General features: G+C 63.4%; 21 protein-coding genes. 7 read left to right on the top strand and 14 right to left on the bottom strand.

Translation table 11 applies throughout. From position 1 onward, the window contains the following. Positions 1-152 precede the first annotated feature (152 nt). The 6 genes from QM467_RS12100 to QM467_RS12075 form a co-directional block, all read right to left on the bottom strand. A complete protein-coding gene (locus QM467_RS12100) occupies positions 153-536 on the bottom strand; it encodes a tautomerase family protein (RefSeq protein ID WP_283366581.1) in 384 nt (127 codons plus the stop codon). Positions 537-634: 98 nt separating this feature from the next. Continuing rightward, complete coding sequence (locus tag QM467_RS12095) at positions 635-973, bottom strand: Rieske 2Fe-2S domain-containing protein (RefSeq protein ID WP_283366580.1); 339 nt, start codon at positions 971-973, stop codon at positions 635-637. 111 nt (positions 974-1,084) lie between these two features. Next, positions 1,085-2,425 (bottom strand): ATP-binding protein, encoded by a 1,341-nt coding sequence (locus QM467_RS12090; RefSeq protein ID WP_283366579.1) that lies wholly within the window; start codon positions 2,423-2,425, stop codon positions 1,085-1,087. Beyond that, entirely contained in the window at positions 2,422-3,084 is a 663-nt protein-coding gene (locus tag QM467_RS12085) for a response regulator transcription factor (protein WP_283366578.1), read from the bottom strand. Before QM467_RS12085 ends, QM467_RS12090 begins: the two co-directional genes overlap by 4 nt. Continuing rightward, entirely contained in the window at positions 3,084-3,395 is a 312-nt protein-coding gene (locus QM467_RS12080) for a PepSY domain-containing protein (protein WP_283366577.1), read from the bottom strand. Before QM467_RS12080 ends, QM467_RS12085 begins: the two co-directional genes overlap by 1 nt. Before the next feature lie 117 nt (positions 3,396-3,512). Then, the gene (locus QM467_RS12075; RefSeq protein ID WP_283366576.1) at positions 3,513-3,803 is read right to left on the bottom strand and encodes a hypothetical protein; all 291 of its coding nucleotides are present in this window, start codon (positions 3,801-3,803) and stop codon (positions 3,513-3,515) included. Between the two features lie 177 nt (positions 3,804-3,980). On the opposite strand from QM467_RS12075, the gene QM467_RS12070 reads away from it, so the two are divergent. Together QM467_RS12070 and QM467_RS12065 are read left to right on the top strand one after the other, a co-directional pair. Further along, complete coding sequence (locus QM467_RS12070) at positions 3,981-4,298, top strand: PepSY domain-containing protein (RefSeq protein WP_283366575.1); 318 nt, start codon at positions 3,981-3,983, stop codon at positions 4,296-4,298. Further along, entirely contained in the window at positions 4,298-4,858 is a 561-nt protein-coding gene (locus QM467_RS12065; RefSeq protein ID WP_283366574.1) for a cytochrome b/b6 domain-containing protein, read from the top strand. The genes QM467_RS12070 and QM467_RS12065 overlap by 1 nt, the downstream gene beginning before the upstream one ends. 61 nt (positions 4,859-4,919) lie before the next feature. Here QM467_RS12065 and QM467_RS12060 read toward each other — a convergent pair whose 3' ends face one another. Beyond that, positions 4,920-5,459, bottom strand: coding sequence for a cytochrome b (locus QM467_RS12060; protein ID WP_342395124.1), 540 nt, complete (start codon positions 5,457-5,459; stop codon positions 4,920-4,922). Between the two features lie 94 nt (positions 5,460-5,553). Beyond that, positions 5,554-6,384: a universal stress protein gene (locus QM467_RS12055; RefSeq protein ID WP_283366572.1), complete on the bottom strand. Its 831-nt coding sequence runs from the start codon at positions 6,382-6,384 to the stop codon at positions 5,554-5,556. A gap of 119 nt (positions 6,385-6,503) precedes the next feature. Between QM467_RS12055 and QM467_RS12050 the strand changes: the two genes are divergently transcribed. Next, positions 6,504-7,520, top strand: a complete 1,017-nt coding sequence (locus QM467_RS12050; protein ID WP_342395123.1) for a metallophosphoesterase — start codon at positions 6,504-6,506, stop codon at positions 7,518-7,520. 6 nt (positions 7,521-7,526) lie between these two features. Here QM467_RS12050 and QM467_RS12045 read toward each other — a convergent pair whose 3' ends face one another. Then, positions 7,527-8,015, bottom strand: coding sequence for a CDP-archaeol synthase (locus QM467_RS12045; protein WP_283366571.1), 489 nt, complete (start codon positions 8,013-8,015; stop codon positions 7,527-7,529). Positions 8,016-8,188: 173 nt separating this feature from the next. Here QM467_RS12045 and QM467_RS12040 point away from each other — a divergent pair, with 173 nt between their 5' ends. Continuing rightward, positions 8,189-10,753, top strand: coding sequence for a cation-translocating P-type ATPase (locus QM467_RS12040; RefSeq protein WP_446737770.1), 2,565 nt, complete (start codon positions 8,189-8,191; stop codon positions 10,751-10,753). A 209-nt stretch (positions 10,754-10,962) separates the two neighbouring features. On the opposite strand, the gene QM467_RS12035 is transcribed toward QM467_RS12040, so the two are convergent. Both QM467_RS12035 and QM467_RS12030 read right to left on the bottom strand, forming a co-directional pair. After that, entirely contained in the window at positions 10,963-14,484 is a 3,522-nt protein-coding gene (locus QM467_RS12035; RefSeq protein ID WP_283366569.1) for a heparin lyase I family protein, read from the bottom strand. A 371-nt stretch (positions 14,485-14,855) separates the two neighbouring features. Further along, a complete protein-coding gene (locus QM467_RS12030) occupies positions 14,856-15,620 on the bottom strand; it encodes a metallophosphoesterase family protein (protein WP_283366568.1) in 765 nt (254 codons plus the stop codon). Positions 15,621-15,967: 347 nt separating this feature from the next. Here QM467_RS12030 and QM467_RS12025 point away from each other — a divergent pair, with 347 nt between their 5' ends. From QM467_RS12025 to QM467_RS12015, 3 genes are read left to right on the top strand one after another with little or no spacing between them, the layout of a single operon-like run. Further along, positions 15,968-17,143, top strand: a complete 1,176-nt coding sequence (locus tag QM467_RS12025) for a glycosyltransferase (protein WP_283366567.1) — start codon at positions 15,968-15,970, stop codon at positions 17,141-17,143. Positions 17,144-17,149: 6 nt separating this feature from the next. Further along, a complete protein-coding gene (gene asnB / locus QM467_RS12020; protein WP_283366566.1) occupies positions 17,150-19,063 on the top strand; it encodes an asparagine synthase (glutamine-hydrolyzing) in 1,914 nt (637 codons plus the stop codon). Continuing rightward, positions 19,060-20,169, top strand: a complete 1,110-nt coding sequence (locus QM467_RS12015; RefSeq protein WP_283366565.1) for a glycosyltransferase family 4 protein — start codon at positions 19,060-19,062, stop codon at positions 20,167-20,169. Before asnB ends, QM467_RS12015 begins: the two co-directional genes overlap by 4 nt. Here the strand turns inward: QM467_RS12015 and QM467_RS12010 are convergent. The 3 genes from QM467_RS12010 to QM467_RS12000 all read right to left on the bottom strand — a co-directional run bounded on the left by QM467_RS12010 (position 20,112) and on the right by QM467_RS12000 (position 22,833). Continuing rightward, positions 20,112-21,110 carry a hypothetical protein gene (locus QM467_RS12010; RefSeq protein WP_283366564.1) on the bottom strand — a complete coding sequence of 333 codons (999 nt, stop codon included), beginning with the start codon at positions 21,108-21,110 and terminating at the stop codon, positions 20,112-20,114. The two genes, QM467_RS12015 and QM467_RS12010, sit on opposite strands and share 58 nt — an antisense overlap. Continuing rightward, positions 21,103-22,206, bottom strand: coding sequence for a glycosyltransferase (locus QM467_RS12005; protein ID WP_283366563.1), 1,104 nt, complete (start codon positions 22,204-22,206; stop codon positions 21,103-21,105). The genes QM467_RS12010 and QM467_RS12005 overlap by 8 nt, the downstream gene beginning before the upstream one ends. Positions 22,207-22,434: 228 nt before the next feature. Next, the gene (locus tag QM467_RS12000) at positions 22,435-22,833 is read right to left on the bottom strand and encodes a hypothetical protein (protein ID WP_283366562.1); all 399 of its coding nucleotides are present in this window, start codon (positions 22,831-22,833) and stop codon (positions 22,435-22,437) included. Between the last annotated feature and the right edge of the window lie 96 nt (positions 22,834-22,929).

Raw genomic sequence — 22,929 nt, 5'->3', positions numbered from 1 at the left:
GACCGTCGCCGGCTTTTTCTTTTTATGGCCGCGAAGCTCGCGACGAAAAGGGGCTATGGCGAAAGCCATGAAATTGATTTCCGCGCGTCGTCAAAACCCGGTAAAGCCGAAGCTAACTATCCTGATAGTTGATTGGACGGCTAATTTTTCGGTCAGGTCGCATATTGCGCGAGTCCGTTGCCGAAAGACCAATTCTCCTTCTTCACTTCGACGAGGCTAATGAAGACGTCTTCGGTGCGCATATGCGCCCGGTCGCGGAGGCCGTCGGCGACGGCCTTGTAGAAGGCCCGTTTTAAATCCACGGAACGGCCTTCGTTGAGCGTGATCTGGATGATGATCGCGTCCGGCGAACGCTGGATTCCGAGATAGGTCGGGTCAATGAGCAATTCGCTGCTTTGGTGTTCGGAGATGATCTGAAAGCGGTCGTTCTGCGGAACGTTGAGCGTGGAGATCATCGCGTCATAGATGACGTCGGCGATGATCCGGCGCTGTTCCGGCGTTTTGCCTTTCAACATGTCGATGCGAACCAGAGGCATGATATTTCTCCCGCAGCCCATTCATTCGGAAGCGAACTGGCTGCTTTCGATCATATGCGATCGGGGGAGATAGGCGAAAGCCGCGTTTGGCTCGCGCATCAGACCTGCGGGCGCGCCGCCTTGGCCGGACCAAGGTCGACCTGAATTTCCTCGCCATCGACACGCAGATCATAGGGATGCAGCACATTGCGCGCGAGGTGCGTGACGCATTTGCCGGTGGCGCTGTCGAAACCCCATTGATGGTGCGGGCAGGTGACGACCTGGCCGTTGAAGGTGGCGTCGGTCAAGGGCACATCCGCATGCGGACAGCGCCCGCGATAGGCCTTGAGTTCGCCGCCATTCGGCCAGACCAGCAGCACGCTCTTGCGGCCGGCTTGAAAGATGCCCATGCCGCCTTCCTTGACGGCGTTTGTGTCACAGATGAAGGTGAAAGCCATCGGGATCTTCTTCTGAATGTGAAGCTCTGACCGAAACAGGCAAGTTGCGGGCCAGCCTCGGGGACGCGCGTCGGGGGCGGCGGATGTCGCGAACGCGACGTCCGGCGCGCCTCACTCGCTGAGGCGGATTTCAAGGCCACCCAGCGGCGAACGCGCCAGATCCATTCGCCAGCCGTAAGCGTCGAGAATGTCCTGCGCGATGGCGAGGCCGAGGCCGGCGCCGCCGCCCTGATCCAGCCGCCCGCCGCGTTGACGGACGAAGGCTTCCTGCGCCGGATCGAGCCCGGGGCCGTCATCCTCGATCACAACCGTCAGGCGCGCGCCGTCCTCACAGGAGACGCGCACCCGCGCCTTGGCGTGCCGGGCGGCGTTGTCGAGCAGGTTGCCGATCAGTTCGGTCAGATCGAGGCGTTCGAATGGCGCGAGGACCGATTCAGGGACATTGTTTTCAAACTTGACCCTCTCGCCATTTTCCGTGCGGCTTAGCGTGCGGATCAGCGCCTCGACGACCTCGCGCAGCGGCGTCGCGTGCCGCCCGCGCTGTATCGCCGCGGCCTGAACGCGCGCGCGCGCCAATTCGCGCTCGACATGACGCCGCATTGTCTCGCCAATCTCGTCGAGCGATTCCGCGACGTCCGCGCTGCCGCGTTCGCGCAGCCTGCGGGCGTCGCCCGCCAGAGCCGCCAGCGGCGTTTTCAGGCCGTGGGCGAGATCGGCGGCGCGGCCGCGCGCGCGCTGCAATTCCTTCTCCTGCGTGTCGAGCAGGGCGTTGACCTCGCGCACCAGAGGCAGCACCTCGCTCGGGGCGTCTTGCGACAGCCGCTGGCGGCGCCCGCCGATCGCGTCGGCGACTTCTCGCCGCAGGCGGCCGAGCGGACGCAGGCCGAGGCTGAGCTGCAGCCAGGTCGCAAAGGCCAGAAACAAGGCGAGCAGGACGAGGCCCGGAATGAGATCGGCGATGAAGGCGTCGCGCGCCCGCCGCAGCCGGGTCAGGTCGCTGGCGACCAAGGCGCGGGCGGCCTGATGCTGACCCTGCGCCGCCATTTCGACGCGGCGCTCGGCGAGCAGCAGCAGCTTTCCGCCGGGGCCGGCGATCTGATGATAATGGGTCTGGCCTTCGCTCAAGAGGTCGGAAGGCGGCGCCAGCGTGAAATCCCAAAGCGAGCGCGAGCGCAATTGGCCCGAACGGGTGTCGACCTGCCAATAGAGGCCCGACAAGGGTTCGTTGAAACGCGGATCGGGCGGCGGTCGGGCCAAAGCGATCTCGCCGCCGGGCGCGATTTCCAGTCCCCCGATCAACTGGCGGAGATCGACGTCGAGATCGTCGGACAGCGTTCGGTAAACATGGCGCTCGAACAGCAGCGTCAGGCCGAACCCGGCGAGGGCCAGCGCGAGCGAGACGGCCAGCGCGCCGGCGAGCGCCAGCCGGAGGCGCAGGGAGCGGCGGATCACGCCGCATGCTCCGGCATCAGATAGCCAAAACCGCGCCGCGTCTCGATCCATTCGCTGCCGAGCTTGCGGCGCACCCGCCCGACCAGAACTTCAATGGCGTTGGACGATTGCTCGTCCTGGCCATAGACGTTCTCGATCAGTTCCTGCTGCGGCACGACGCGGCCCCGACGCAGCATCAGATAGGCGACGAGGCGATATTCGAGCGGCGAAAGTTCGATGGGGGCGCCGCCGAGACTGACCTTCATCGCGCGTTCGTCGAGCGCGAGCGCGCCGATCGAAGCGACGGACGAGGCGTGGCCGGCCGAACGGCGGATGACCGAGCGCAGCCGCGCCAGCAATTCCTCCATCTGGAACGGCTTGGCGAGATAATCGTCGGCGCCGGCGTCAATCCCCTCGACCTTTTCGGCCCAGGAGCCGCGCGCGGTCAGCACGAGCACGGGCGTCGATCGTCCGTTCCCGCGCCAGCGCTTGAGCACGGCGAGGCCGTCCATGCCGGGCAGCCCGAGATCGAGCACGACCGCGCCATAATCTTCGGTATCGCCGAGAAACCAGGCGTCCTCGCCGTTTTTCGCGCGCTCGACGAGATAGCCCGCCGCGACAAGGGCGCGTTCGACGTCCCCCGCGATCCGGTCATCGTCTTCGACGAGAAGTACGCGCATCAATCGCCTCCGGGCTCGTTGACGGCGCCGGTCGCGGCGTCGACGGTGATCTCGCGCAGGCGGCCCTGCGGCTCCAGCAGCCGAAACTCATAGACCCAAATCCCATGCTCGCGTTCAAGTTTGATCTTGACGATCTCGCCGGGGAAGCGCTCCCGCAATTTCGCCAGGATTTCTTCGAGCGGGCGGATGGCGCCGCGCTCGACGGCCTCGCGCGCCTCGTCCTGATCGCTGCGCGACTCGTCAGCCCGCGCGGGAGACGCGGCGGCAAGCAGGACGGCGAGGGCGATGAGCGCGGGACGCGGCCAGGACATGGGTTTACAGGATCCAGGGTTCGAGGCCGGGATTATCCCGCATTCCGCCTGACAAATCGCTGACATGGATCACCGGCCCGGTTTGGCCGCGCCTCGGCCCGCGCGCCGAAGGGGTCGTCACGTTTTCCTGTCCCGGTTCGCGTTCCGGGCCGACAGGCTGCGACGCATCTTACCCACCCGCAAACGGAGCCGGCGCGCGAAGCCTTTCTGACGCCGCGACAGCCGCTCGGCCCAGTGAAAATCGATCGCCAGCAAGGAAAGACCGAGCGGCGCCATCCAGAAACCCAACACAGGCAGAAAGCCGAACAAGCCGCCAGAGATCAGCGCCAGCCCGACCGGAATGCGCAGCCAACGGCTGCGCGGGTCGCGGATCCGGGCGAGGAAGGAAGCAAACCATGCGTTGCGCATCTCACGAATTTACGCGGCTGGAATGGAAAGGCGAAGGGTTTTCGATGCGGCGTTCGCTTGGCGCCTCACCTGACAATTGGCTGACGCCGGCCATCAGGCGGCTGTCATCGGCTTTCCTTCATAACCCTCGACATTGCCCGAGCGAGAGCGCCGGGCGCGAATGGAAAGGAAAAGACAATGCGTAAATTGCTCATTCTGGCGAGCGTCGCCGCGGTCATCGGAGCGACTGGCATGGCCCGCGCGGACAGCCTCGGCCGGCCCTGCACGGCGAAGCCCAAGGCGGATTACCTGTCGCTGGACGCCCTGAAGGCCAAGGTGGCCGAGCAGGGTTATCAAATCCGCAGCGGCGAGATCAAGAAGGCCTGCGGCGAATTCTATGTGCTCGACAAGGCCGGCAAGAAGGCGGAGCTTTTCGTCGATCCGACCTCAGGCGTGATCGTTTCCGGCGGCGACGTGAATGGCAAATCCGCCAAAGCCGACAAGGACGACGATTGATGGCCGTTCCGGCCATGACCGGACAGGCCGGCGGCGCGACGCCGCCGGCCACGGTCGCGGTGTGGGACCCGTTTGTGCGGCTGTTCCACTGGAGCCTTGTCGCGCTCTTCGTCTGCGCCTTTCTGACCGGCGACGAGATCGCCTGGCTGCATATCGGCGCGGGCTATGCGATCGCCGTTCTGGTGATCCTGCGGATCGTCTGGGGATTTGTCGGGCCTGAAAACGCCCGCTTCGCCGCTTTCGTCCGCCCGCCGGGCGAGGTCGCGGCCTTCCTGCGCGACAGCCTGCGCCTCAAGGCGCGGCGCTACCTTGGCCATAATCCTGCTGGCGGCGCGATGATCGTCGCTCTGCTCGGGCTGCTCACCTATGTGTCGATCACCGGCATGCTGCTGACCACGGATACGTTCTGGGGATCGCATGCCCTGAAGGAGGCGCATGAAGCAGGCGTCTATGCGCTGGTGGGGCTAGTGTTCCTGCATCTGGCGGGCGTAATTCTCTCCAGCATCGAGCATGGCGAAAATCTTGTCCGCGCCATGGTCACGGGCCGCAAGCGCGCCTAGGCGCATCGAGACTGCAATACGTGTCTCTTCGGCGGCGGGACGGCCCGCCGCCGACGCCGCTTCAGCTGGGGCGGCGCGGCGGCAGCATCCGGGTGAGGATGTCGTCGCGGAGAATATAGTGATGATAGAGCGCCGCCAGCGCATGTGCGACGGCGAGCCCGATCAGGGCGAAGGACGCCAGTTCGTGGAGTTCGGTCAGGGGACGGTAGATATCGGGCGTCCGCTCGAATGGCGACGCGATCTGGAACAGGCCGAAATCCAGCCCGCGCCCCCGGTAAAGCAAGGTAGGAACGCCGATCAGGGGAATCGCGATCATCAGCAGATAGAGGCCGCCATGCGCGGCGTGCGACGCCAGTCGGGCGACGGGAGGCATGGATCGCGGAAGCTCAGGCGCTGGATGGGTTATGCGCCAGTAAAGACGCATGAGCGACAGAACCAGCACAGCCAGGCCCATCAGGGAGTGCAGGTTGATGACAGCGCCTTTGATTTCCTTGGGGAAGTTGTCGACCGTCAGGCCCAGGCCGAATGCTATGACAATCAGGGCCGCGATGGACCAGTGGAGCGCGATTGCAACCGCGCTATAGCGTTGGGAAAGCGCCATCATGGCCTCCGTCTTGAACTTTTGGAACATAAAGCGGCCGTCGCGCCGCGCATTGATCCTCCGCAACGGCGATCAACGTCGTTCAGTCGCCGCCTCAATATGAATATAGCACCGGGACCTTGGCGTCAGTCAGCATCAGGCTCGTCGTTCCGCCTATGACATGCTGGAGCAACGCCGCATGGGCGAAGGCGCCCATCACGAGCAGGCTGGGGCGCATGGCGCAGAGATGATCCATCAGGGTTCTGCCCGCATCCGCGTTTCTGAGCGGCAGATCCGTCACGCTCACCTTCGCGTCATGACGGCTCAAATGGCGGGCAAGCTCGCCGCCGAGAGCTTCGCCGGTCTGATCCTCCGTAACGCAGACCACTTCGACGCGCCCGGCCTTTTCCAGCAAAGGCATGGCGTCTCCGACCGCGCGGGCCGCCCTTGCGCCGCCATCCCATGCGATAACGACATGATCGAGCAGGGGACCGGCCTCCCATTCGGGTGGAACGATCAGAACGGGACGGCCTGCGCCGAACAGAACCGCTTCGATCAGTCCTTCTTCCGAGGAAAAAAAGCCTTTCGACTTTGGCGCGATCACCAGGTCGCATACACGGGACGCCGCGATGGCCGCCTTTCGCGCCGCGTCCGGCGCCAGCTGCGCAACCGACCAGTCCGCCGTCACGCCAGCCAGCCGGGCAGAGACTTCGACATGGTCGCCAATGCCTTTCGCCTTGGCGAGGCGTTCGTCATTGATCTGGTCGATGATGGCGTCGGCGAGAGGCAGAAGCCGGCCGATCGGAAAGTCCACCAGTTGCGCGATTTCGAGCGCGGACAAATGCGCGCCTTCCCGGCGAGCGAATTCGATGGCAAATTCGACCACCGCATTCGGCGTGGCGTCTTCGTTGACATTCACGAGGAGCTGAATGGTCTTGTACGCCATGATTCGTTATCCCGGTTTCGCGCATGCGACGAGATTGCGAGCCTAGCAGGGACGCCGCGTTGCGTTAAATCAATTCGCGCCGCGTCAATGTCGGCCCAGAGATCGAAGAGGCTTGGCAGGTGGTTCAGGAAAGTGAAGAGCTGGACGTCCCCGGCGCTCCCTTGCGAGAGCCCGGCGAGCCGCCCGCGTTCATGCCTCCCAACGAGGCGAAGCGTTGTCTGGACGGACGGCTCGGCCGTCTTCACGCCCGCCAGCGCATCGGAATAGAGACAGAACATGAATCGCAGGCCTTTGGCCAGGGCCTGACCTTCCTGCACATCGAGAATATGCCCTGGTCGCACGCCGTGATCGAAATGATCCTGCGCCTGACGGGGACCTATTGGCGCGGCCAGGCGAACGCCGCCAGGGTCGAGTTGCACGAAAATATTGTCGCCTCGCACAAGGTTCCGCCCGCGTTCGACGGCTTTGCGATCCTGCATCTCTCCGATATGCACGTCGACATGAGCGAAAGAGCGATGCGGAGGGTGGGGGAAATCGTCGCCGATCTTCCCTATGACCTGTGCGTGATGACGGGCGACTATCGCGGGAAGACCTTCGGCTCCTCCGAGGCCTGCCTGCGCGGCATGCACCAGCTTCGCAAGGCGCTGCGCGGCGATGTTTTCGCCGTTCTCGGCAACCATGACACCATTTTGCTGGTCCCGGATCTGGAGCGCATGGGCGTTCGGATGCTGCTGAATGAACATGTCGCCATCGAGCGCGGCGGCGCGCGGATCTATCTCGCCGGCGTTGACGACGCGCATTTTTTTCGCGTCGACAATCTCGAAGCCGCAGCGGACGAGATCCCGCCGGAGTCTTTTTCGATCCTGCTGTCCCATACGCCCGAAATCTATCGGCAGGCCGCTCACGCCGGTTTTGACCTCATGCTGGCGGGCCATACCCATGGCGGCCAGATCTGTCTTCCCGGCGGCGCGCCCATCACCATCGACGCGCATATGCCGCGCCGGCTGGCGCGCGGCGCCTGGCGCTACGGCGACATGGACGGCTATACGTCGGTTGGCGCCGGCGCCAGCATCGTGCCGGTCCGTTTCAACTGCCCGCCGGAAGTCACGCTGCATCGGCTCAGGAGCCTCGGCTGAGAGCCGTCAATAGGGCTCGTCGCGCAGGCCGATCGCATGGGCGCCGCGCGAAACGACCACCTGGCCGCCAAAAAACACCAGGGTGACAATGACGATTTCGGCGACGCCAATCGGGATCGCCACGCGGGCCGCAAGGACGCCGAACAAGGCCTCGGGAATCTGATCGAGGCCTGGCGCCTTGCTGCTGGACCGCATGGCGAGCCGCCGTTTGATGAAGCTCGACGTCAGATCGCCCGCCATCGCGCCGGCCGCGGTCAATGCGCCGATCCGCCAGTCGAGACCGATCAGCGGCGCCGAGGCGGTGGCGCAGAGGATCGCGCCGGCGACGCCGCGTATCGTCTTGGATTTGCCCAGAAGAGGCTGACCGTCGCGGAGCTGGCGACCGAAATCGAGCGGCCAGTCGGCGGTTGCGCCGAAAATGCTCTTGATCAGGACGGGCGCGCTATTCGCCACCGTCAGCAGTGCAAGAAGCTGCAAGATCAGACCGAAGTCCATGGCCGTCGCGCCTTGACGATGAAATGCGCCTTTAGCGCATAGTGGCGCCGTCCCCGGCGTCGAACAAGCGAGCTTGACGTTGACAGCGCCGAGTGCCTTCAGTCTGTTCCGGCGCGACCGCCATTTTGCGCATTCACGCGATGCGCGGCGCGACCATCAGGGGCTGGGGGGCAATGTTGGCCGGATCCAATTCACCATCGCGTTTGCGCGGGCTGACCGGGGCGGAAGCCGCGGCGCGTCTCGCAGCCGAGGGCTATAATGAGCTTCCACAGGCCGACCGCCGCACGCCGTTCCGCATCATTCTCGAAGTGCTGCGCGAGCCCATGCTTTCACTCCTGATCGCCGCCGGATTGATCTATCTCGCCCTTGGCGACGTCAAGGAAGCTCTGGTTCTGCTGGCCTTCGCCTGTCTCTCCGTCGCGATCACAGTCTTTCAGGAAGCGCGGACGGAGCGGGTGCTGGAGGCCTTGCGCGACCTGACCAGCCCGCGCGCGTTGGTGATCCGCGACGGCGAGCGGCGGCGGATCGCGGGCAGGGAGGTCGTTTGCGGCGACCTGATCGTTTTCGCCGAGGGCGATCGCGTTCCCGCCGACGCGCGGCTGATCGAGGCGCATGATCTCCAGGCGGATGAATCCCTGCTGACGGGCGAAGCCGCCCCCGTACGCAAGACGGCCGACGTCGGCGGGCCGCAGGCACTGCTGCGCCCCGGCGGCGACGATCTTCCGATCGCTTTTTCCGGAACCCTGATCGTCCGCGGCGCCGGCGTCGGCGAAGTCGTCGCCACGGGCGCGGCGAGCGAAATTGGCAAGATCGGCAAATCGCTCAGCGAATTGGAGACCGCCGCCCCGCATCTGCAAAGGCAGACCCGCAAGCTGGTCGGCATTTTCGCGCTGTTCGGCGGCGCCGTCAGCCTTTTGGTCGTCGGCCTTTATGCGACTTTGCGCGGCGATTGGCTCGACGCCCTGCTGGCCGGTATTGCGGTCGGCATGTCGATGCTGCCGCAAGAATTTCCGGTCGTGCTGGCCGTCTTCATGGCGATGGGGGCCTGGCGCATTTCGCAGGTCCGGGTTTTGACGCGGCGGGCGTCGGCGATCGAGGCGCTTGGCTCCGCCACGGTGCTCTGCACTGACAAGACGGGAACGCTCACCGAAAATCGCATGACGATCACGGAATTGCGGTTGCCGACTGGCGCGCGGCGCAGGATCGGCGGGGCGGCGGACGCCTCGTCTTCCGGCTTCGACGATGTTGTGGCGTTCGGCGTTCTCGCCAGCGCCGCCGAGCCTTTCGATCCCATGGAAAAAGCCTTTCATGCGCTGGCGCGGGAGAATGGCCGCGCCCCGGCCCAACATGGCCCGCTGGCGAAACTCTTCCCCCTGCGCGCCGATCTTCTCGCCGTCACCCATGTCTGGCGGGCCTCCGGCGCGGAGGAGGCCTATGTCGTCGCGGCCAAGGGCGCTCCCGAAGCCATAGCCGAGCTTTGCCGTCTCGGACCCAAGGAGCGGGCGGCGCTCGCGACGGCGGTGGACGAAATGGCGGAGGCGGGGCTGCGCGTTCTCGGCGTCGCGCGCGCGTCCGCCGCCGGCCCCGGCCTTCCGGATTCTCCGCGTGATTATATGTTTGAATTCATTGGATTGGCTGGATTATCTGATCCATTGCGAAAAAGCGTCCCTGCTGCGGTAGCCTTGTGCCGGACGGCAGGCGTCCGCGTCGTGATGATCACCGGCGATTATCCGGCGACCGCCCGCGCCATCGCGCAACAGGCCGGCATCGACAGCGATGAGGCGACCACGGGCGCGGAGCTTGAAAAGCTCGACGACGCGGCGCTGGCCGTCCGGATGCGGACCTGCTCCGTTTTCGCCCGCGTCATGCCGGACCAGAAGCTGCGTATCGTCAAGGCCCTGAAGGCCAATGGCGAGGTCGTCGCCATGACCGGCGACGGCGTCAATGACGCGCCCTCGCTCAAGGCCGCCGATATCGGCGTCGCCATGGGCGGGCGCGGCACGGACGTGGCGCGCGAGGCCTCGTCCATCGTTCTGCTCGACGACGATTTCGGTTCGATCGTGACCACGATCCGCCTCGGGCGGCGCATTTATGACAATCTGCGCAAGGCGATGAGTTTCATTTTCGCGGTGCATGTTCCCATCGCCGGGCTGGCCCTGCTGCCGCTGGCTCTCGGCATGCCCATCGTCCTCGGCCCGATGCATATCGCCTTCCTCGAAATGATCATCGACCCGGTCTGCTCGCTGGTCTTCGAGGCGGAGGTCGAGGAGGACGACCTGATGCGCCGCAGGCCCCGCGATCCCGGCGAGCCGCTGTTCTCCAGCGCCATGATCCTCTGGGCCGTCCTCCAGGGCGCTTTCGCCTTTGGCCTTGTCGCCATGATCTATGTCGTCGCGCTCGGGCGCGGCATGCCAGAAGACGAAGTGAGGGCCTTGACCTTCTTCTCTCTCGTAATTTCGATCGTAGCGCTGATTTTTGTGAACCGTTCGACGAGTCCGTCTTTGGCCAAGGCGCTCCTGAGGTCGAACCAGGCGCTGGCGGTAGCGCTTCCCGCTGTGGCCGCCATGCTCGCCATAACACTGCTCTGGCCGATGGCGAGCGACCTGTTCCGGTTCGGACCGCTGCACGCCGACGATATCCTTTTCACGCTCGGGGTCGGCTTCGCTGTTCTCGTCGTGCTGGAGCTGCTGAAATATCTGGGGGCTCGCCGAGGCCGCATCCAAGAGGCGCGGCAATGACGGTGGAACGCTCGCACGCGATATCCGAAGGCGCATCCTTCGTCCGGCGCGTCGCCATCGTCCTGCTGATGGCGGCTTTGGCCTTTGCGCGCTTTTCCTCATGGTCGCGGTCGAACTCCTCGATGTCGAGGAGGCCATGCGGCGCGAACCTATTACCGAGCCGGTAAAGGCGGAATGACCCTCGGGCCGAAGCGTTGGCCAGGCAGCTCCTAGAAGAACGCGAAATTATTCGCGCTGAGCGAACTGACGGCGACGCCAACCAAGGTAATCGATTGGCCGGGGCCAAAATTGATCACGGTATCGGAGCCGGATTGCGCCATCTGAAGATGGGCGTAATCCGGCGCAAGGGCCGTGGCGATGTCGATCATGTCCTGGTTGGCGACGGCGCCCGCATTGAATCCCTTGATCATGTCGGCCCCGATATTCGCGCCGAAGACGAAGGTGTCGTTGTGATAGCTGACGAAAGTCTCCGGGCCGGCGATGGCGTTGGCCACCAGATTGGCGGCGAAAAGCGAGTCCGTCGTCGCACCGCCGGGCATGATCTGGACCGTCTCCGTCAGCACGCCGCCGGCATAGCTGTTCGTTGTCTGGACGCCCGTCGAGGACAGCGAATAGGACGAATAGAGCGCGCCGCCGACGATATATTTGGAATCCGAGATCAGCACGCCGCTCGCGTTATAGGCCGAGGCCTCCGAGGCATAAGGCTGTCCCGTAATCAGGTATTGGTAAACATAGGAGGAGCCGTCGGCGTTGACGGTCTTGTTGTAGGTCAGGGCGCCGCTGGAATTATAGTTGTTGACGGTCGCCAGCGCCCCCGTCGAGTCATAGGTCGAGACCTGCCGCGAGCCGTCGGTATAGGCGATGCTCCACCTCTGGAGCAGGGCGGCGCTCGAATAATTTTTGGTTTCCGTGGCGCCGTCGGCGTCGATGAACCTCTGATAATAGATCCCGCCGCCGCTGTAATATTGCGTCAGGGATGTGGCGACGCCCGCGGCGTTATAGATCGTGGCCGAGGACGTGTAAGCCTGGCCCGAAATCAGATATTGATCGAGCTCTTTCGAGCCGTCCGCATTGACGACCAGCCAGCTCTGCAGGGCGCCTGCGCTGTTGTAGGTCTTCGTATCCGTGGCGCCGGTCGCGTAGATGAGTTTCTGGGAATAGATCGCGCCGCCGCTGTAATATTGGGTCAGCGAAGTCGCGACGCCCGCGGCGTTATAGATTGTGGCGAGGGACGTATAGGGCTGGCCCGAGATCAGATATTGATCGACCTCTTTCGAGCCGTCGGCGTTGTAGATCGTCTTCCAGGCGAGCGCGCCAGAGGAATTGAAGGTTTCGTAGAGCGTGACAGCGCCGGCGGCGCTCCACGCCGTATAGTTCTGAATCGGATTGGTCCCGGTCACGCCGGCGTAAACGCTCGAGCCGCGCGAGCCGTCCGGATTGACTGTCGACCAGTTCAGCAGGGCGCCGGCGCTGCTGTACGTCTTGGATTGCGTCGCGCCGGAAGCGTCGATGAACTTCTGGTACTGCAACAGGCCGCTCGAATAATAGTTGGCGATCGATATGACGACGCCGGCGGCGTTGAATTCAACTGTCGAGGACGTATAGGGCTGGCCCGTGATCAGGAAGCGCTTGATCGTCTTCGATCCGTCGGAATGAAAAGCGATGTCCTGAGTCAGGCCGCCAGACGTATTATAGGTCGCGGATTCGACGACCGTCACGCCGTCCGGGGCGTAGATGTTGACGACGCTCGAACCGTCAGCCTGGACGGTGGCGATGCTGGCGACCACGCCTGAGCTGTTGTAGGCGGTCCTGGTCGTGACGCCATTGGCGCCATATTTGATGTCGGAGACGATCACGCCGCTGGCGCTGTAGGCGGTGGTCTCGGACGTATAGGGCTGCCCCGTAATCAGGTATTGATAGACGAAGAAGGATCCGTCGGCATTGACGGACTTGTTGTAGGTCAGGGCTCCGCTGGCGTTATATTTGTTGATCGCGGCAAGCGCCCCTGTGGAATCATAGGTCGAAACCTGGCGCGTACCGTCGGCATAGGCGATGCTCCACCGCTGGAGCAGGCCGGAACTGGAATAATTCTTGGCTTCCGTCGCGCCGATGGCGTCGACGAAATTTTGATAATAAATCCCACCGCCGCTGTAATATTGGGTCAGCGAAGTAATGGCTCCTGCGGAGTTGTAAAGCGTGACCGACGACGTATAGGGCTGGCCCGAGATCAGATATTGATCGACCTCTTTAGAGCCGTCGGCGTTGAAGATCGTTTCCCACCCGAGCGCGCCCGCGGAATTGAAGGTTTCGTATAGCGTGACGGCGCCTGCGGCGTTCCAGGCCGTATAGGTCTGGATCAGATTTGTTGCGTCCGTGGCGTAGACGCTTTGGTTGCGGGTTCCGTCCGGATTGACGACCAGCCAGTTCTGAATCGCGCCAGCGCTGGTGAAGGTCTTCGTTTCCGTGGAGCCGGCCGAATCGAGGAATTTTTGGTACTGGATTTGCCCGTTGGAATAATAGTCGATGATCGACACGGCGACGCCGGCGGCGTTGAAGTCGACCTTCGAGGACGTATAGGGCTGGCCCGTGATCAGATATTGGCTGATCGTCTTCGATCCGTCCGAATGATAGACGATGTCCTGGGTCAGATTGCCCGATGAATTGAATATTTCGGATTCAACGGCGGTTTTGCCGTCCGAGGCGTAGATGTTCAGGGCGTGCGAGCCGTCCGCCTGGATGACGTCGATGCTGGCGACGACTCCCAAGGCGTCATAGGTTGTCGCCGTCGTGACGCCGTTGCTGACGACCATGTTATAGGCGAGCGATCCGTCGGCATGGCTTTCGACCAATCCGACGAGCGCGCCAGTGCTATCATAGGTCTCCACCTTGGTGACATAAGGCTGACCCTGGATCAGGTAGGTCGAGACGGTCCGGGCGCCGCTGACATATTGGACGACTGAAGACGTCAGATTGCCCGAGGAATCGAGCTGGTTGGTCGTCGTGCTGAGCAGATTTCCGGCCCCGTCGTAACTATTCCAGCTTTGGACGCCGTTGAATGTCTGGGGCGTCGCGGCGGTCGAGGTCGTCAGGGACAGGTTGGAATAATCGACCGTCATGGTCGTGGTGGCGTCGCTGGCCTCGTAAATGCCTTCCTTCCAGTAAACGCTGCTCTGTGTCGAATAGCCGATCGGGCCGGTGTAATCGACAATGGTCGCGCCATTGCGAGTCACGACCAGACGCCCCGCGCCGGATGGACTGAAAGTTACGCTGATGTCCATCGCGTAATTCTGGCCGTCCACGATGTCGTTGGCGTCGCGGAACAGGGTCAGATAGACCGGCTGGCCATTTGCGCCCGTATAACCGATGGAGACGGTCATTTTCTGGCCGTCCAAGCCGACGGAGAAGGGCGGGGAGAGGGCCGGCGCGCCGTCGTAATCGTTCTGGTGAAACTGCCCCAGAGTCATCCAGGAGGCGCTGTTCACCGAACCGGGCGCGATATTCATCACATAAGACGTGTGGATCTGCACGCCATTGGCGATCTGCTCCGTCGAGGCGAGTTCGGAGCGGAACCTGCCCGCGGAGTCGCCCGACCAGACGTCGCCGGGTTGAAGCACGAACTGGATCGTGTCCGTCCCAATCGCCTGGATGGCATAGGATGCGCCGCAGTCCTGCACGAAGAAGTCATAGCCGTCGATGCTGTAAACATTGTTGGGGAGATAAGTCGTGGACATGGGCGGCCTCGGTGCAGTCACAGGCGGCGCGCGGGCCGCAGTGCTTGGTTTCGTTTTTTGCCGCAAAGTCCTTGTCCAATTCGCTCCCGCATGCCGACAATTTTAACCAACCGCGGGCATGGCCGCGGTTGCCTCGGAATTAAATTTTTTCAGTTAACGCACGCTCTGGACGCAGACAGGCGCCGTGACATTGGGGAGCGTTCGATGACGTTCCCGATGCGCTCGCCGTCGTTGTGGTCGATCGTTCGCGCGGCGGAATGACGGCGGGCTCAGACGCCGCCATGGCGCAAAGCCAGGCGCCCGATGCCGGCCCAGGCGTTCTGGCTTCGCTATCGGACTCGCCGGATCACGAATGGAATAAAGTAATTTGGCTAAAGGAAGCCGACTTGCTCGCCTTCGAGGACGACGCAGGTCAGGTTCCCGGTGACATAGGCCCCGGTGTCGATATTGATCCGGTTGGCCAGGACTTCGGGCCGCGTGACCGGCGTATGTCCATGCACCACCTTGCGCGGAAAGGCGGCGCGGTAGGAGAGGAACTCCTGCCTGATCCACATGACGTCGCGGCGGGTTTGCTTGGCGAGTTCGACGCGCGGCCGCAAGCCGGCGTGGACAAAGACGTAGTCGCCGATCAGGCGCATGGCCGGGAGGCCCTCGAAAAACGCGAAATGCTCGGCGGGAATTTTTTCCCGCATCTGCGTCATGGCCGTTTCGATATCCCTGCGGCGAAAATTCGCCGGAACGTGAATTCCATAGGAGAGCAAAGCCTCGCGCCCGCCATAGCCCATCCAGTCGGCGAAAACATCGGGTTCGCGCGACGCGCGCAGGATGATTTCCTCATGGTTGCCGCTCAGCGCAACGACATTGGGCCGCTGCGCACGCGCCATCACGGCGTCGATCACTTCGCGCGACCGGGGGCCGCGATCGATATAATCGCCGAGAAAGACCTCATGCGGCGTCTCGATCGGGTGGGCCGCGAAATGGGCGTCGATCTTGTCGAGGGTGGCGGTCAGGAGATCCAGGCGACCGTGAATGTCGCCAATCGCATAGACCCGCTCCCCTTCGGGAATTGCGGGATTGAAGGCGCTCGCGGCAAGGTCGGAGGGCGTCGATGCGCCAAACGCCGAAATGCGGGACATGACTCTCGCTCCTTCGATCAGGCCGGAAAAGGACCCTGGGACTGATGCGACGTGGTTTTCGCACAAAGGGGGAGCCGCGGAAAGGCCCCGGGGCGGCGGCGCCCGCAAGGTCGAGGAATGAAGGGCGGCATAATAGATGATTGAAGCTAATCATGATGACCGTATCGTCCGCGAAACGCGTTCGTTCAGCAAAGCATAAACTTATCTTGACCTTTCGAAATAAATCATTGATCCGCGAAGGATATATATGTCGGATTTTACGTTATAATTTTTTTTTGTTGGACCTGTCGTCGATGTGGTTCATATATAGATGAAATGGTCTGGAAACACTCGCGAGCTGCCCCGATATGGATGCATTTTCTGGTCATGACGAGGAACCCAGCCTGCCGCGTTCGAAAATTCTTTTCGTGATCAACACGCCGCTCGTCGGGGGCGCCGAGCGGCATACTTTCGATCTTTCCCGCAGCCTCAACGCGCTTGGCTTCGACAGCGGCGTGTTCGCAATGAAACGCGGCGCCATTGAAAGCTATGATGGCGGCAGGCTGCTCCTGCCTGCGCGTGGAATGGGCCTGCGCGAGCGGATCGGCGAGTTGCGGCGGGAGCTGGAATCCGGACATTACGACCTCGTTGTCGGCGTCAACGAGAGGCCGATCGTCGCCGCCTTTTTCGCTCGGCGGGCCGCCAGGGCGGCTCCGCCCATCGTCGGGATTCTCCATTCGACGATCCTGCGGAACTGGCGCGAGATGTTGCTCCAGCACCTGCACTTTCCGATTTTCAGCCGGATCGACGGCCTCATCTTCATTTCAGAAAATCAGCGGCGGTTCTGGCTGGGCCGCGGCATGTCGCCCCGGCGCCAGGCCACGATCATCAACGGCGTCGACATCGAGCGTTATTCTCCGCGCGAACGCGCGTCGCACAGGGCGGAGACCCGTGCGCGCCTCGGCCTGCGCGACGAGGATTACGTCATCGGCCTGAGCGCGGTGTTCCGGCCGGAGAAGAACCATCTGCAATTGATCGACGCGGTGGTGCGGCTGCGTGACGAGGGCGTGAAGGCCAAGGTCCTGCTGATCGGCGACGGGCCGATGCGGGCCGCGATCGAAGCGCGCGTCGCGGCCCTGAACCTTGGCGAATCTGTCATCATGCCCGGCATGGCCAGCGACGTGCGGCCCTATGTCGCCGCGATCGACCTCGGCGTCAATTGCAGCCTGTCGATCGAGACGCTTTCGCTTTCGGCGCTGGAAATCCTGGCCATGGGCGCGCCCATGGTCATGAGCGACATTGGCGGCGCCTCGGAAATCATCGACGGGGAAAACGGGCTTCTGTTTCCTCCGGGCGACGATGACGCGCTGTTGGCCGCCCTGCGCCATTTCGCGTCGGCGGCGACGCGCGAGGCCGCCGGAAAGGCGGCGCGGGCGCGGGTCGAGGCGCATTTCGACCACCGCGCCATGGTCGCCGCCTATGCGGAATGTTTGCAGGGCTTTTCAGCCGTCGCCGCGCCCGTCTCCAAACTAGCCTGGCGGTGAACGGCCATGTGCGGCGTTTTCGGTTGGGTGGCGCGTTCGGAGACGTCGCCCGGGCTTGATGTCCTCAAGGCATTGACCGATCTGCTCCATCACCGGGGCCCGGACGGAGGCGATGCTGTTCTTATCAGCGCCTCCGACGGCGAATATCGCGTGGGCCTGGGGCATCGCCGCCTCGCGATCGTCGATCTCACCGACGCCGCGACACAGCCGATGTGGAGCGCCGACCGCTCCTGCTGCATCACCTATAATGGCGAGATTTATAATTACATCGAGCTGCGCGCGGAGCTCGAGCAGCTGGGCTGCGTCTTCCATACGACCGGCGACACCGAAATCCTGCTCGCCGCGCTGCAGATATGGGGGAAGGACGCGCTGAGCCGGCTGCGGGGCATGTTCGCCTTCGCCTTTTTCGACAGCCGCGATCAGTCCATCCTGTTCGCCCGCGATCCCTTCGGCAAAAAACCGCTTTTCCTGTGCCGCAAGGGCGAGGACCTTTTCTTTTCATCGGAAGTGGCGGCGCTGCTGGCCGTTCCGGGCCTGAAGACGAGTTTCGATCTGGCGGCGCTGGACGGCTATCTGCTGGATCGTTACGCCCCCTCGCCGAGGACGTTCTTCGGCGAGGTCGAAAAACTCCCCGCGGGCAGCCTCGCGGTCTGGCGCGCAGGGCGGTTGACCGTCGAGCGCTATTTCACCCCGCCTCTGGCCCATGTGACGGCCGATATCGACAATTTCGACCATGCGGTGGCGGAATTCACCGAGGTCTTCGACGAGGCGGTTCGAATCCGCATGCGGAGCGACGCGCCCTATGGCCTGTTTCTGTCCGGCGGCGTCGATTCTTCGTCCGTGCTGGCGTTCATGGCGAGCAATGCGACGCGGCCGATCAAGACCTTCAGCGTCGGTTTCGAGGATCCCAGTTACTCCGAACTCTCCTTTGCGCGTCTCGCGGCGAAACATTTCGAAGCCGAGCACGAGGAGCATGTCATCACGCCCGACCAGTTTTTCGAGCTCTGGCCGGAGGCGGCGCGGCTGCGCGGCGCGCCGGTGAGCGAGGCGTCGGACATGCCGATCCTCCTGCTGGCGCGCGCGGCGAGCGAGAAGGTCAAGGTCGTGCTGACCGGCGAGGGGGCCGACGAGCTTTTCGGCGGCTATCCCAAATATGTCGCGGAGCTTTACGCGCAATATTATCACGCGGCGACGGGGCCGTGGCTGCACGAAAGCATCGTGGCGCCGGTCGTCGAGCAGCTGCCGTTCGGATTGCGGCGGGTCAAGGTGCTGTCGAAGGCGCTCGGCCAGCGCGACGCGGCCGATCGGGTCAGGATCTGGTTCGGCGGCTTGTCGCCGGCCGAGCGCAACGCCTTGTTCGACCGGAAGCTGCGTCATGCGCGCCCCGACCCATTTCCATTTTCGGCCAGGAACGTCTCGAATCTGCGGAAGGCGGAGTTCTTCGACCAGACGTCATGGCTGCCCGACAACACGCTCGAACGCGCCGACCGCATGCTGATGGGCGGTTCGATCGAGGGGCGCATGCCGTTCATGGACGTCGAATTGGCGCGTCTCGCCGCGCGCATTCCGGACCGCTTCCATATTCGGCGGCTCAAGGGCAAGGCGGTCTTGCGCGCCGCCGTGAAAGGCCGCGTGCCCGAGATCCTGTTTCGCCGCAAGAAAATCGGCTTTCGCGTGCCCGTCAACATCTGGTTTCGCGAGTCTCACAGTCACGTCGTCTTTGACTTGCTATGTTCCGGCGATTCGCGCGTCAGGAAGGTCCTCAACGCCACGCTGATCGACCGTTACGTCGCCGAACATATGGACGGGCGCTCCAATAATGAGCGCATTCTCTGGTCGCTATGCAGCCTGGAGCAATTCATCAGGGTTTATGACATCGGCGCTGACGAGATCATCGAGGCTTTGGCGGGAGCGCTATGACGGACACAACGAAAAATATTGATGTCCTGGTGGTCACGCCGCTCGGGCAGGGCGGCATGGGCGGCATCGACCGCATCATGGACGACGTGCGCGCCGGCGCGGCCGATCTGGCTTCGGATGGCGTGAAGGTAAGGTTTATCGCCAGTCGCGGACAGGGCTCCATCGCGCTGGCGCCGTTCCACACGGCGGCCGTCGCGGCTGTTCTGCTCGGGGCCCGACTGGGGATGGGCCCCGATGTCGCGCATATCAATCTTTCCTCGCATGGCAGCGCCTTGCGCAAGATCGCGATCGCGGCCGCGGCGCGGGCGGCGGGCGTGCCTTATGTCATCCATCTGCATGGATCGGGCTTCCGGGACTATTGGAATTCGGCTCCCGCGCCGGTGGCGAAGCTGGTGCGCCAGATGTTCGCGGGCGCGGCGATCGTGCTCGTGCTCGGTCAGGTCTGGCGCGACTATGTCATCGGGAAGGCGCCGGAAATCGCCGATCGGGTCCGCATTCTTCCCAACGCCTCTCCTGCGCCGGAAGCCGCGCAAGCGGTTCAGTCCAGCGCCGATCAACCACCGAACATCCTTTTTCTCGGCCATGTCGGTCCGCGCAAGGGCGTGCCGGAACTTGTGCGCGCGCTGGCGGCTCTTCCCCTGACTTATCAGTGGCGAGCGGTCATCGCGGGCAATGGCGCCGTCGAGGAGACGCGCGCCGAGATCGAACGCCTCGGGCTTTCGGAGCGCGTCAGCCTGCCGGGCTGGGTCGGCCCGGACAAGGTTCGTGAACTGCTGGCGGCGTCCGATATCGTCGTGCTGCCGTCCTATGAGGAAAACCTGCCAATGTCCGTCATCGAGGGCATGGCTTACGGGCGGGCGGTTGTGGCGACTCCCGTCGGCGCCGTCGAGGACATCCTGCAAGACGGGATGACCGGCCTGCTGGTCCCGGTCGGCGATTCCGGCGCGCTGGCGGACGCCTTGCGCAAGCTCCTGGAGAACCCTGGCCTGCGGCGCGCTATCGGCGCCGCCGCGGCCGAGTTCCATCGTCAGAATCTCGACATGCGCGTTTATGTCGCCAGGCTGGGCGCCATCTGGCGCGAGGCGGCGCGCAAGCGGCGCGCGTAAGCGGTCAGCCCGCAGCCGTGAAAATCCCGCGCGATCCTTTCGAACAGGATTTCAAGGTCGCGATAGAGCTGCTCGATGCTGTCCGGCGTCGGGAACGCCGGGCTGCCGCCGGGCATGAATTCCGAGCTATGCAGGGTGAACTGGATATAATCGGCGTTCACGGCCCGCTTCCTGTCCACGATCTCCAGCATATCGCCGAGATTGCCCGGCTCGGGCCGCAGCCAGATCAATCGCGGGCCCTTGCGCCCCAGAAGGAGACGCGCGAGGCTCCTGTGCCAGGGACGCTTCTGCTCGATGATCGTCATCGGGACTTCGAGCAGCGGAGAGGCGCCCGCACGAGCGATTGATTCGGGGTCTATCACGTAGGGCGCGCTGGGGAAGGCGCTGTAATCGACGCCGCCATCGCCGCCAGCAAGGCCCGGAGCGCCCGCCCAGGAAACGCCCGGCGTCACCGAGCAATCGACCTCATAGCCGAGCCGGATCAGGCTGCGCGCATAGGAAGCGCATAGCCCCCACCGGCCGGCGCGGTGGCTGGTGATCGCGGTCTGGAACCGGTCTTCGAGAAGGCGGGTCATCAACTCGGCCTTGCGATCGATCAGCTCTGGCGGATATTCGGGCGCGTAAGGCTGGTCCCACCAGTCGCGCGCGCCAAGGGGCTCAACCGGAGGCGTGTCCCAGGCGTGCATATGCATGCCGATTTCCGCCGTTCCACGCGCGAGCGCGTCGCGGGCCATTTCGACGAAGGCGGAATCATTGGCCATTTCGAAATTGGTTAGATAGGTCGGCGAAAAGCCGAATTTTTCGCACAGCGCCTGGAAGCGCGGAAGATAGCGGGCGTTCAGGGTTGTCGCCTGGCGCGGACGCGACCAGACGTCGTCGCCTTCGGTGTCGATCGCTATCAGGAAGACGGGAGGATGCGGAGGCGTCGGCGCTTCAGGCATGGTTTCGCGTGCAAAGCTTCTTGAATTCCTGCTCGTAGTCGGCGGCCATCGAGGCGGTCGAAAAGCGCTCGACGGATAAGCGCGCGTTCCGGGCCAGCCGCGCGCGCGTCGCCGGATCTTCCATGGCGATGATGTTGGCGGCGAATTGTTCGATATCGCCGGGCCGGTGAACCAGGCCATTGAAATCCGGCTTGACCAGTTCAAGGTTCCCGCTGATCGCCGAAACGAGCATCGGCACGCCCGTGGCCAGAAACTCTATCGCCGCGAGCGGAAAGGATTCCGCCGTGCTGCACAGGACGCCTGCGTCGCAGGCGTTGACGAGGCGGTCAATATCGGCGCTGACGCCGTGAAAGATCATTTGGCCCGTGAGTCCGAGATCGCGCGCCAGCGCCTTGGCTTCGTTCTGGGTCGCGCCTTCGCCGACCGCGAGGACCTTGGCGCGCGAACCTAGCGCGCGGGCGCGGGCCAAAGCGCGGATCAGGTCGGCGTGGTTTTTTTCCCGGCGGAAGGCGGCGACAATGCCGATCAGGAAAACGTCTTCGCCGAGGCCCAGTTCGGCGCGGATTTCGCTGCGCTTGCGCTCGGACGGTTGAAACCGCTCGAGATCTACGCCGTTCGGGATAACGCGGACGCGTCGCGCCGTGAGCCCGCGGCCTTCCCAGATCTTCCGCTGGCTCTCGCTCACATAGACAAGCAGATCGGCGAAGCGCGCGCAGACCCGAAACGGCCCTTCCAGATAGCGTTCAAACGGCTGCATTTCCGTCGAGTGGAAGATGCAGGCCAGAGCGGCGCGAGTCCCGAGCATCGCTTTCTCGATGAAGGAAATGATGAAGGGCGTCTGGTTGATGGCGACGATAAGGTCAGGCTTGATGCGTCGCAATAGCCGCCAGATTTCCAGCCAGCCGCCCAGTTCCGACATGCCGCGCAGGTTCAGGCGTATGGCGCGCCGCGCCACGTCCCGGTCCATCAGGGCTTCCGAACAATTTGTCCCATGCGCCACGATGGTGCAGTCGAATCCCGCCTCGATCATTTTCTCGCACAGGACAATCGCATGGATTTCCGCGCCCCCAGCCACGAGGGCCGGCAGAAAAAACAATATCTTCGGCGTTTTGGGGGGGCTCAATCCGGGCATGTTCGCAGAAACGCAAATGGGAAAACAAAATTCGAACGAATCGAGGAAGCCTGCGGCCCAAGCGTCCAGGCGACACTGGGGCTACAGAGTCCAAGAGAAAATCGGATCCCAACGTCCAGGCGGGAGCCGAACATCCATTAGACGATTGGAGGTTAGCATAATTTATCGGCAATATTATTTTTATTCGTAAGGTCACAATAGACAGCATTCCGCATAGGCAAGCATCAGTAATTCCGCCGCCAGGGCAAGGCTCGAGTGACAGCTGAGCGGGAAAAGCCGATCTTCGCCTCGGAGGCCGGCAAAAACCCAATAGTTTCGCCTTTTGCGGGCGAGCAGACCGGGTGGCCTGGAAGCGCTGGTCATGACCAGCAGCCGGATGTCGTTTGTTTCCATGCCGAAATCGGTCGGCGTGAAGGGAACGCCTTCAGCCAGCTCCGCCCACGACCAGACCCCGATCGGGGAAACATCGCGGCGTTGGTTGAGCGCGCGTGTGAGGGCGGCCAGGGTCATTGCCGAAAGACGTCCGTCGGCGGCTTTGACGAATTCGCGCGCGTCGTCGATCGGGCGGCTGCTCGAAGCGTTCTTGTTCATGGTTCCCGGACAGCCTTTCGCCGACATCTGCACAATTCATGGCGGCGATTGAACGGCGGCAGGCTTGCCGGAAGCTTTTGGGATGGATGCGCGGCG

The sequence above is a fragment of the Rhodoblastus sp. 17X3 genome (genome assembly GCF_030056575.1).
GTDB lineage: Bacteria > Pseudomonadota > Alphaproteobacteria > Rhizobiales > Beijerinckiaceae > Rhodoblastus.
Note: the sequence above shows the minus strand (reverse complement) of the source record. Positions and strands in the feature narration are given on the sequence as shown.

Coding starts and splice junctions, on each gene's coding strand:
- QM467_RS12060 (WP_342395124.1), bottom strand. CDS start 5,459: ATGGCGCTTTCCCAACGCTATAGCGCGGTTGCAATCGCGCTCCACTGG.
- QM467_RS12100 (WP_283366581.1), bottom strand. CDS start 536: ATGCCTCTGGTTCGCATCGACATGTTGAAAGGCAAAACGCCGGAACAG.
- QM467_RS12065 (WP_283366574.1), top strand. CDS start 4,298: ATGGCCGTTCCGGCCATGACCGGACAGGCCGGCGGCGCGACGCCGCCG.
- QM467_RS12055 (WP_283366572.1), bottom strand. CDS start 6,384: ATGGCGTACAAGACCATTCAGCTCCTCGTGAATGTCAACGAAGACGCC.
- QM467_RS12080 (WP_283366577.1), bottom strand. CDS start 3,395: ATGTCCTGGCCGCGTCCCGCGCTCATCGCCCTCGCCGTCCTGCTTGCC.
- QM467_RS12015 (WP_283366565.1), top strand. CDS start 19,060: ATGACGGACACAACGAAAAATATTGATGTCCTGGTGGTCACGCCGCTC.
- QM467_RS12045 (WP_283366571.1), bottom strand. CDS start 8,015: ATGGACTTCGGTCTGATCTTGCAGCTTCTTGCACTGCTGACGGTGGCG.
- QM467_RS12030 (WP_283366568.1), bottom strand. CDS start 15,620: ATGTCCCGCATTTCGGCGTTTGGCGCATCGACGCCCTCCGACCTTGCC.
- asnB (WP_283366566.1), top strand. CDS start 17,150: ATGTGCGGCGTTTTCGGTTGGGTGGCGCGTTCGGAGACGTCGCCCGGG.
- QM467_RS12085 (WP_283366578.1), bottom strand. CDS start 3,084: ATGCGCGTACTTCTCGTCGAAGACGATGACCGGATCGCGGGGGACGTC.
- QM467_RS12035 (WP_283366569.1), bottom strand. CDS start 14,484: ATGTCCACGACTTATCTCCCCAACAATGTTTACAGCATCGACGGCTAT.
- QM467_RS12040 (WP_446737770.1), top strand. CDS start 8,189: ATGTTGGCCGGATCCAATTCACCATCGCGTTTGCGCGGGCTGACCGGG.
- QM467_RS12095 (WP_283366580.1), bottom strand. CDS start 973: ATGGCTTTCACCTTCATCTGTGACACAAACGCCGTCAAGGAAGGCGGC.
- QM467_RS12000 (WP_283366562.1), bottom strand. CDS start 22,833: ATGAACAAGAACGCTTCGAGCAGCCGCCCGATCGACGACGCGCGCGAA.
- QM467_RS12010 (WP_283366564.1), bottom strand. CDS start 21,110: ATGCCTGAAGCGCCGACGCCTCCGCATCCTCCCGTCTTCCTGATAGCG.
- QM467_RS12070 (WP_283366575.1), top strand. CDS start 3,981: ATGCGTAAATTGCTCATTCTGGCGAGCGTCGCCGCGGTCATCGGAGCG.
- QM467_RS12025 (WP_283366567.1), top strand. CDS start 15,968: ATGGATGCATTTTCTGGTCATGACGAGGAACCCAGCCTGCCGCGTTCG.
- QM467_RS12075 (WP_283366576.1), bottom strand. CDS start 3,803: ATGCGCAACGCATGGTTTGCTTCCTTCCTCGCCCGGATCCGCGACCCG.